Consider the following 8,824-nt stretch of genomic DNA (forward strand, 5'->3'; position numbering starts at 1 on the left):
CTGGTTCGCGCAGGGGCGCGGAGAAAATCATTCCAAGTTTCCCGGCGAAGGCCGGGGCCCAGTGGCGACGCTTGATCGCAGGCGCAGCGCATAGGCTCTCCCCGCACCCCGTGGCGCACCATTGGCGACAAGGAAAATGGCCCACGGCCTTCGCCGGGGAACTTAGAAACTGCCAAAATCCTAAAACAGGAATGACGCGCCCGTAACAAAAAGCTGGAACCCGCGCCCGCCACGCGCTTTGAAAGGTCCGAACAGGGAGCTTCTTCGATGCGTTTCGCAACTGCCGCCGCCATGCTCGCGCTTGTCGCCGCCCCGGTCGTCGCCCAGCAGACTCGGTCGATCTCCGCCTCCGACAAGGCGCAGGGGGCACAGGCCAACCCCGAACTCGTCAAGCAATATGGCGGCCGCTACACCGGCCCACAGGCGGCCTTTGTCGAGCGCGTCGGCAAGCGCGTCGCGGTCCAGTCGGGCCTGTCCAATGCGCAGGGCGACTTCACCGTCACCACGCTCAATTCGCCGGTCGAGAACGCCTTCGCCATTCCCGGCGGCTATATCTATGTCACCCGCCAGTTGCTCGCGCTGATGAATTCGGAGGCGGAACTCGCCTCGGTGCTGGGGCATGAGGTCGGCCATGTCGCCGCGCGCCATTCGCAGAGCCGCAACACCCGCTCGACCATCGGATCGATCCTTGCGGCGGGCGCGGGGCTGTTGACCGGCAGCAATATCGCCACTCAGTTGGTCGGGACCGGCGCGCAGCTCTACACGCTGAAATACGGACGGGATCAGGAATATCAGGCCGACGGCCTCGGCATCCGCTACATGACCGCCGCCGGATATGATCCTTATGCCTCGGCCGACATGCTCGCCTCGCTGGCCGCGTCGAGCAACCTTGCCGCGCGCACGGCGGGCAAGGACGCCAACGCCATCCCGACCTGGGCCTCGACCCATCCCAACAGCGCCGACCGGGTCCGCCGCGCCGCCGCACTGGCGCAGGCGACCGGCCGCCCCGAAACCACGCCGCCGCAGGATACTGCCTTCCTGCGAATGCTCGATGGCCTGCCTTACGGCGACGATCCCAAGGAGGGCGTGGTCGAGGGCCAGACCTTCCGCCACCCCGGCCTCAAGCTGACATTCACCGCGCCCAGCGGCTACAGCATCGCCAATGGCAGCGACGCGGTGACCATCGTCGGCCAGGGCGGACAGGCCGAGATGCGGCTCGCACAGGGCAGCGATCTGGGCCAGGCGATCACCCGGCGCTTCGGCCAGCTCGGCACCGGCACCCCCACCGGCCAGTTGCAGAACGGCACGGCGAACGGCATCCCCTATGCCTATGTGACGACCCGCGCCGCCGCCAGCAATCGCGCCGTGGATGCGACCGTGGTGGCCTATCGCTTCCCCTCGGCCATCTACACCTTCACCCTGGTCACGCCCGCCGGATCGGGCATCGGACCGTTCCAGCCGCTGCTCGCCTCGGTCGCGCCGCTCTCAACGGCACAGGCGAACGCCATTCGCGGCAAGAAGATCAGCATCGTCACCGTCCGCCAGGGCGACACGATCGACAGCCTGTCGGCGCGCATGGCCTATCCCGATTACAAGCGCGAGCGGTTCGTGACGCTGAACGGGCTGGCCCCGGAACAGGCACTGACGCCGGGCCGTCTGGTCAAACTGGTCGTGAACGGGTGACGGACGCCTCCGACGCCGCTAAACCGGCGGCGTCATGAAGCGCCCTGCCCTGTCCGTCGTCGTCCCCTGCTATAACGAAGCCGCCTGCCTGGACGTGCTGCATGCCCGCATCTCGGGCGCGGCACGCGCGGCGGTGGGCGAGGATTATGAGATCGTCCTGATCAACGATGGCTCGCGCGACGAGAGCTGGCCGGTGATGCAGCGTCTGGCCGCTACCGACCCGCATCTGGTCGCGATCAACCTGTCGCGCAATCACGGGCACCAGCTCGCACTGACCGCCGGGCTGGACCTGTGCGCGGGCGAGCAGATCCTGATCATCGACGCCGACCTTCAGGACCCGCCCGAACTCCTCACCGACATGCGCGCGACCATGGCGGCGCAGGGGGCGGACGTGGTCTATGCCGTGCGCCGCAAGCGGGCCGGGGAAACCCTGTTCAAGAAGGCGACGGCGGCGATCTTCTATCGGATGCTCGACCGGCTGACCGACACGCCGATCCCGCTCGACACCGGCGATTTCCGCCTGATGAGCCGGCGCGCGCTCGACGCGCTGCAATCGCTGCCCGAACAGGCGCGCTTCATCCGCGGCATGGTCGCCTGGGTCGGATTTCGCCAGGTCCCCTTCCCCTATGACCGCGCCGAGCGCCATGCGGGCGAGACCCATTATCCGCTGGGCAAGATGATCGCGCTCGCCTTCGACGCGGTGACCGGCTTTTCGACCGCGCCGCTGCGCTGGGCCAGCCATATCGGGCTGGCGCTGACCGCCGCCTCGCTGTTGCTGCTGGTCTATATCGCGATCGGCTGGCTGACAGGCACGGCGGTCCAGGGCTGGACCTCGACCATGCTGGTCACCGTCATCCTGGGCGCGGTGCAGATGTTCGTGCTGGGGATGATCGGCGAATATCTCGGGCGGCTCTATATCGAGTCGAAGCGGCGGCCGCTCTATCTGGTCGCCGACGTCGCCGGGCCGGTGCAGGGCCATGCGCGGCTGGGCTATAGCGCGCATGAAAGGGCCAAGGACCCCGCCTGAGGGCCTGCTTTCCGTTATCGTCCCGTTCAGCCTGCGCGTCCGATGATCGTTGCGGAGTCATCGTTCGGACCATCGCCATGGCTGTCTTTCCGCGCATCGCCTTATTGCTCGCGGCCGTAGCGCTCGCCGGCGGATCGTCATCGGCGGCAGTTGCGCCCCAGGCCCGAGTCGTCGCGCTTCCCTTGCCGGGCGGAGCCGTTCAGCGCATCCTTGTCTCGCTACCCGCCACCATGCGGGGAATGGTCGTGATGCTGCCCGGCGGCGCGGGCGATATCGGCCTGACGAAGGACGGCGCGATTCGACATGGTGACAACTTCGTCGTGCGGACGCGAGGCCGGTGGAACGCACGAGGCTATGGCGTCCTGATCCCCGATACGATCGACGGGCAAAATCTGCGCGGGGTCCGAAGGTCTCCCGCCTATGCGCAACTGATCGACCGCCTGGTCGCGCTGGCGCATCGTCAGGGGCCGGGGCCGGTCTTCCTGCTGGGCACCAGCCAGGGATCGATCGCGGCGATGAACGGCGCCGCGCATGCCGCGCCGGGCAGCATCGCGGGCGTGGTGCTGACCGAATCGGTATCGGTGATGGGCGGCAGCCACGAAACGGTGTTCGACGCCGATCCGCAAGATGTGCGGGTGCCCGCGCTGGTCGTCGCCAATCGCGACGATTCCTGCAAGGTCGCGCCGCCCGACCATGCACCGCGCATCGCCGCCGCGATGACGCACAGCCCGGACGCGACGATGCTGAGCGTATCCGGTGGGGTGACCCGGTCGGACAATGACTGCGGCTCGCTGACCCCGCACGGCTATTATGGGATCGAGGACAAAGTGGTGGATGCGATCGCGCGGTGGATGGATGGGCATTCGGGGTGAGGGTGCGGCGTAGTCCTCGACTTGGCTCACCCCCCAACGAAAAAGGGCCCGGGGTTTCCCCCGAGCCCTTGTCCGTCATCCGAAGATAAGGATCAGTCGCGATCGCCGGTCAGGAAGGCCGGAGCGAATTCGGGCGCGCCGCCCTGTTCGCCGCCCTCACGGCGGGGACGGTCGCCACGGTCGCGACGCGGGCCGCTGCGGCCTTCGCCACCGCGCTCACCGCCACGATCACCGCCATCACGGCGCGGACCGCGACCGCCTTCACGGTCGCCGCGCGGGCCACGATCACCACGATCGCCACGCGGTTCGCGGGCCGGACGATTATCCTCCAGCTCGGCGCCGGTTTCCTGGTCGACGACGCGCATCGACAGGCGGACCTTGCCGCGCGGATCGATCTCGAGGACCTTGACCTTGACTTCCTGGCCTTCGCTCAGGACGTCGGAGACCTTCTCGACGCGCTCGTTCTTGATCTCCGAGACGTGGACCAGACCGTCCTTGCCGCCCATGAAGTTCACGAACGCACCGAAATCGACCAGGTTGACGACCTTGCCGTTGTAGATCTTGCCGACCTCGGCCTCTTCGACGATGCCCTTGATCCAGTTCATCGCGGCTTCGATCTGCGCGCCGTCCGACGAGCTGATCTTGATCACGCCCTCGTCGTCGATGTCGACCTTGGCGCCGGTGGTGGCGACGATCTCGCGGATCACCTTGCCGCCGGTGCCGATCACGTCGCGGATCTTCGACTTGTCGATCGTCATCGTCTCGATGCGCGGCGCATGCGCCGACAGCTCGGTCCGGGTCGACGACAGCGCCTTGTTCATCTCGCCCAGGATGTGCGCACGGCCTTCCTTGGCCTGCGCCAGCGCGACCTTCATGATCTCCTCGGTGATACCGGCGATCTTGATGTCCATCTGGAGCGAGGTGATGCCCTCGGAGGTACCGGCGACCTTGAAGTCCATGTCGCCCAGGTGATCCTCGTCACCCAGGATGTCGGACAGGACGGCGAAATCCTTGCCTTCCAGGATCAGGCCCATGGCGATGCCCGAGACCGGACGCTTCAGCGGAACGCCCGCATCCATCAGCGACAGCGAACCGCCGCAGACGGTGGCCATCGACGACGAGCCGTTCGACTCGGTGATGTCGCTGGTCACGCGGATGGTGTAGGGGAATTCCTCCTTCGACGGCAGCACCGGGTGCAGCGCGCGCCATGCCAGCTTGCCATGGCCGATCTCGCGACGGCCCGGCGCGCCGAAGCGGCCCACTTCGCCGACCGAATAGGGCGGGAAGTTATAGTGCAGCATGAAGTGCTGATACGACAGGCCGTTCAGGCCGTCGATCATCTGCTCGGCATCCTTGGTGCCCAGCGTCGTGGTCGCGATCGTCTGGGTCTCGCCGCGCGTGAACAGCGCCGAACCGTGCGAACGCGGCAGGAAGTGGACTTCGGCCTCGATCGGACGGATCTGGGTGGTCGAGCGACCGTCGATGCGGCGGCCGTCCTTCAGGATCGCGGTACGGACGATCTCGGCTTCCAGCTTCTTGACGAGCTTGGCGGCGACGAGCTGCTCCTGGGGCGTGCGGTCGGCCATGGCGGCCTTCGCCTTGGCGCGCGCCTCGCCCAGCGCGGTCTGGCGCTGCTGCTTGTCGGTCAGCTTGTAGGCCGCGGTGATGTCCTTGCCGACCAGCTTCTTCAGCTCGGCCTTGACCGCCTTCTGGTCGTCGCCGACCTTCAGCTCCCAAGGGTCCTTGGCGGCCTGCTCGGCCAGGTCGATGATCGCGTCGATGATCTGCTGCGACGCCTTGTGCGCGAACATGACCGCGCCCAGCATCACCTCTTCGGACAGCTCCTTGGCTTCCGATTCGACCATCATCACCGCATTGTGGGTGGCGGCGACGACCAGGTCCAGGTCACCGGCCAGCGCCTCGGCGTCGGTCGGGTTGAGCTGATACTCGCCATCGACATAACCGACGCGCGCCGCGCCGATCGGGCCCATGAAGGGCACGCCCGAGATGGTGAGCGCGGCCGACGCGGCGACCAGCGCCAGGATGTCGGGCTCATTCTCGCCGTCATAGGAGAGCACCTGGCAGATGCAGTTGATCTCGTTGTAGAAACCTTCGGGGAACAGCGGGCGGATCGGACGGTCGATCAGGCGGCTGATCAGCGTCTCACGCTCGGTCGCACCGCGCTCGCGCTTGAAGAAACCGCCGGGGATGCGACCCGCCGACGAGAATTTTTCCTGATAGTGAACGGTGAGCGGGAAGAAGTCCTGCCCTTCCTTCACGGTCTTCGCGGCCGTCACGGCGCACAGCACCACCGTCTCGCCCAGCGTCGCGATCACCGCGCCGTCGGCCTGACGGGCCACCTTGCCGGTTTCGAGGGTCAGCGTCTTGCCGCCCCACTCGATGGCCACTTTCTTGGTATTGAACATGGAATTTCCTTCACTCCGACGGGCCTATCCCGCCGGGGCCTATGGGTTGAGCCAAGATTGGCTCTGGAGGTCGGCCGAATTGCCGCCCTTCCGATTGCTCTACCCGGCCTTCTCGCCGGGGTTGATGACTAGAGGCTTTGGGATGCGCTTCATTCGCGCCATCCGGCCGGCCGATGCCTTCATACACCAGTCGACGAAAAAAGGGCACCCCGTGGGGGGTGCCCTTTTTGTTACTTGCGAAGACCGAGCTTCGCGATCAGCGCCAGATAGCGCTCGCCGTCCTTGTGACGGAGATAGTCGAGCAGCGAACGGCGCTTGTTGACCAGCATCAGCAGACCGCGGCGCGAATGGTTGTCCTTCGCATGGGTCTTGAAGTGACCGGTCAGGTTCTGGATCCGCTCGGTCAGGATCGCGACCTGGACTTCGGGCGAACCCGTGTCACCCTCGGCGCGGGCATGGTCCTTGATGATTTCCTGACGGCGTTCAGCGGTGATCGACATCGTGATCCTTTCTTCAATCGAGGTTGAAGCCACGAACGACCCGGACATCTCCGTCCAGCGCCTCGACCAGCGCCACCGGGCGGTCGCCCAGCATCGCGAAGTATTGGCCATCGTCAGCGGCAATCCCAACCAGCACACGCCCCTGACGGAGCGCCCCTGCCTGGTCGGGGTCGAGAGCAAGAGCCGGGATGTCGTCCAGCCCCGCCCTCAGCGGCAGGAGTATGTCTTCAAGCCCGCGCGCCTGCCCCATTTCGTTCAATTTGTCCAGCGATATCGCAGACGCCAGCGTGAACGGCCCCGCCTTGATCCGGCGGAGCATGGTGACATGCCCGACCGTACCCAGCGCCAGCGCGATGTCGCGGGCGAGCGAGCGGATATAGGTGCCCTTGGAGACATGCGCGGTGAGGGTGACCTCTTCCAGATCCTCCGCGACCGGGCCTGGGGTGGGTGTCAGGCTGTGGATCGTCACGCTGCGACTCGCCAGCACCACCTCTTCGCCGGCCCGCGCCAGGTCATAGGCCCGCTCGCCATCGATCTTCAGCGCGGAATAGGCGGGCGGCACCTGTTCGATCGGCCCGGTGAAGCGCGGCAACACGGCCTCCAGCGCCTCGCGGGTCGGGCGCCCGTCACTCTCGGCGACCACCTCGCCTTCCGCGTCCAGCGTCGAGGTCTGCACACCGAAGCGGATGGTGAAGTCATACACCTTGTCGCTGTCGAGCATCCGCCCGGCGAGCTTGGTCGCCTCGCCCACCGCGATCGGCAGCACGCCGGTCGCCAGCGGATCGAGCGTGCCGCCATGGCCGACCTTGATCCCCTTGCCATAGCCGCCCTGGCGCAGCACGCGCTTGACCGCGCTCACCCCTTGCGTCGAACCGAGCCCCAGCGGCTTGTCGAGTATGATCCATCCATGCATCGCGCAGGCGTTAGTCAGGCTTGGCCCCTATCTCAAGGACGGCGCCTCAAGCACCACCGCCCCCGCCAGCGCCTCGCCGAAATGGCGGCGGCACAGGGCGATGTAGCGATCATTGCCGCCGATCTCGGTCTGTGCGCCCTCGGCGATGGCGCGGCCCTGTCCATCGACGCGCAGGTTCATCGTCGCCTTCGCGCCGCAGACGCATACCGACTTGATCTCGCTGAGCGTGTCGGCCAGCGCCAGCAGCCGCGCCGATCCGGGGAAGAGCTGGCCCTTGAAATCGGTGCGCAGGCCATAGCAGAGAACGGGAATGCGGTGCCGGTCGGCCAGCCGTGCCAGTTGGTCGACCTGCTCGGGCGTCAGGAACTGCGCCTCGTCGACCAGGATGCAGGCCAGCGGCGTTTCCGCATGACGCGCCAGGGCACAAGCCTCCAGATCGGTCGTCGCCTGGAAAGGCGTGGCGGGCTGCGACAGGCCGATGCGCGAAGCGATGGTGCCATAGGCGAAGCGGTCATCGATCGCGGCGGTGAACAGCATCGTATTCATCCCCCGCTCGCGATAGTTGAAATCGGCCTGCAACAGCATGGTCGATTTGCCCGCATTCATACTGGCATAGTAAAAATAGAGCTTGGCCATATCCCGCCCTTATCGGAAGGGAGCCGCCATTTCGAGCATGGGACGAACGGGCATGGGGATTGGCACGCGAATGGCCATCGCAATGGCGGCCATGCTGGTGGGCAGCACCGGATCGGCGGTCGCGCCGGCTTCGCTCGCCTATAGCATCGATCCCGCCCATGCGCGGGTGCAGGCCAGGGTCGGCTTTTTCGGCCTGGGCAGCAAGACGGCGCGCTTCCCCAGACTGGAGGGTCGGGTGGCGCTCTCCGACCGCGATGCGCAGGCCGTCACGCTGGACGTGCGGATCGATGCGCAGGCCCTGGAGGCAGGGGATTCGCTGACCCGGTCGCGCTTGCGCGGCGCCGATTTCTTCGATGTCGAGCGATATCCCCGCGTGACCTTCCATGGCTCGTCCATGACCCGCACCGGACCGCATAGCGCACAGGTCGCGGGGACGATCACCGCGCGCGGCGTGCCCCGCCCGGCGACCCTGGCGGTCGACTTCTCCCGGGACTTCGCCGCGATGACGGGCCGCGAGCCGGTGCATATCGCGGCAACGACACGGATCGACCGGCGGGACTTCGGGATGACCGCCTATCCGCTCATCGTCGGGCGGCAGGTGACGATCGCGATCGATGCCGATCTGGTGCCGGGATGGGATTAGAGCACCGAGCGTTTAATCGGAAGCATATCCGGCAGCGGCGAAGTAGTTGCGGCACTCGTGGGGGTCGTACAGGTCGCAGATGGATCCGACGGTTTTCCAGAGGTCATCGATGGTCCTGGCACCG

General features: G+C 66.5%; 8 protein-coding genes and 1 pseudogene. 4 read left to right on the top strand and 5 right to left on the bottom strand.

Features of this window, described 5'->3' with window-relative positions; genetic code table 11:
* Positions 1 to 267: 267 nt before the first annotated feature.
* From ABDV78_RS06930 to ABDV78_RS06940, 3 genes are all read left to right on the top strand, one after another.
* Positions 268 to 1,683, top strand: coding sequence for a M48 family metalloprotease (locus ABDV78_RS06930; RefSeq protein WP_343526623.1), 1,416 nt, complete (start codon positions 268 to 270; stop codon positions 1,681 to 1,683).
* A gap of 34 nt (positions 1,684 to 1,717) precedes the next feature.
* Positions 1,718 to 2,710 carry a glycosyltransferase family 2 protein gene (locus ABDV78_RS06935; RefSeq protein WP_343526624.1) on the top strand — a complete coding sequence of 331 codons (993 nt, stop codon included), beginning with the start codon at positions 1,718 to 1,720 and terminating at the stop codon, positions 2,708 to 2,710.
* A gap of 77 nt (positions 2,711 to 2,787) precedes the next feature.
* The gene (locus tag ABDV78_RS06940; RefSeq protein ID WP_343526625.1) at positions 2,788 to 3,582 is read left to right on the top strand and encodes an alpha/beta hydrolase; all 795 of its coding nucleotides are present in this window, start codon (positions 2,788 to 2,790) and stop codon (positions 3,580 to 3,582) included.
* Positions 3,583 to 3,674: 92 nt separating this feature from the next.
* Here ABDV78_RS06940 and pnp read toward each other — a convergent pair whose 3' ends face one another.
* The 4 genes from pnp to ABDV78_RS06960 form a co-directional block, all read right to left on the bottom strand.
* Entirely contained in the window at positions 3,675 to 6,008 is a 2,334-nt protein-coding gene (gene pnp / locus ABDV78_RS06945) for a polyribonucleotide nucleotidyltransferase (RefSeq protein ID WP_343526626.1), read from the bottom strand.
* A 230-nt stretch (positions 6,009 to 6,238) separates the two neighbouring features.
* Complete coding sequence (gene rpsO / locus ABDV78_RS06950; protein ID WP_343526628.1) at positions 6,239 to 6,508, bottom strand: 30S ribosomal protein S15; 270 nt, start codon at positions 6,506 to 6,508, stop codon at positions 6,239 to 6,241.
* 13 nt (positions 6,509 to 6,521) lie between these two features.
* A complete protein-coding gene (gene truB, locus ABDV78_RS06955) occupies positions 6,522 to 7,421 on the bottom strand; it encodes a tRNA pseudouridine(55) synthase TruB (protein WP_343526629.1) in 900 nt (299 codons plus the stop codon).
* Positions 7,422 to 7,448: 27 nt separating this feature from the next.
* The gene (locus ABDV78_RS06960; protein WP_343526630.1) at positions 7,449 to 8,057 is read right to left on the bottom strand and encodes a thymidine kinase; all 609 of its coding nucleotides are present in this window, start codon (positions 8,055 to 8,057) and stop codon (positions 7,449 to 7,451) included.
* 82 nt (positions 8,058 to 8,139) lie between these two features.
* On the opposite strand from ABDV78_RS06960, the gene ABDV78_RS06965 reads away from it, so the two are divergent.
* Positions 8,140 to 8,700, top strand: a complete 561-nt coding sequence (locus tag ABDV78_RS06965; RefSeq protein WP_343526632.1) for a YceI family protein — start codon at positions 8,140 to 8,142, stop codon at positions 8,698 to 8,700.
* Positions 8,701 to 8,712: 12 nt separating this feature from the next.
* Here ABDV78_RS06965 and ABDV78_RS06970 read toward each other — a convergent pair.
* Positions 8,713 to 8,824: pseudogene (locus ABDV78_RS06970) on the bottom strand (IS630 family transposase); the annotation flags it as partial.

Origin of the sequence: Sphingomonas sp. (genome assembly GCF_039594485.1) — a bacterium.
GTDB lineage: Bacteria > Pseudomonadota > Alphaproteobacteria > Sphingomonadales > Sphingomonadaceae > Sphingomonas.

Coding starts and splice junctions, on each gene's coding strand:
- ABDV78_RS06930 (WP_343526623.1), top strand. CDS start 268: ATGCGTTTCGCAACTGCCGCCGCCATGCTCGCGCTTGTCGCCGCCCCG.
- ABDV78_RS06935 (WP_343526624.1), top strand. CDS start 1,718: ATGAAGCGCCCTGCCCTGTCCGTCGTCGTCCCCTGCTATAACGAAGCC.
- ABDV78_RS06940 (WP_343526625.1), top strand. CDS start 2,788: ATGGCTGTCTTTCCGCGCATCGCCTTATTGCTCGCGGCCGTAGCGCTC.
- pnp (WP_343526626.1), bottom strand. CDS start 6,008: ATGTTCAATACCAAGAAAGTGGCCATCGAGTGGGGCGGCAAGACGCTG.
- rpsO (WP_343526628.1), bottom strand. CDS start 6,508: ATGTCGATCACCGCTGAACGCCGTCAGGAAATCATCAAGGACCATGCC.
- truB (WP_343526629.1), bottom strand. CDS start 7,421: ATGCATGGATGGATCATACTCGACAAGCCGCTGGGGCTCGGTTCGACG.
- ABDV78_RS06960 (WP_343526630.1), bottom strand. CDS start 8,057: ATGGCCAAGCTCTATTTTTACTATGCCAGTATGAATGCGGGCAAATCG.
- ABDV78_RS06965 (WP_343526632.1), top strand. CDS start 8,140: ATGGCGGCCATGCTGGTGGGCAGCACCGGATCGGCGGTCGCGCCGGCT.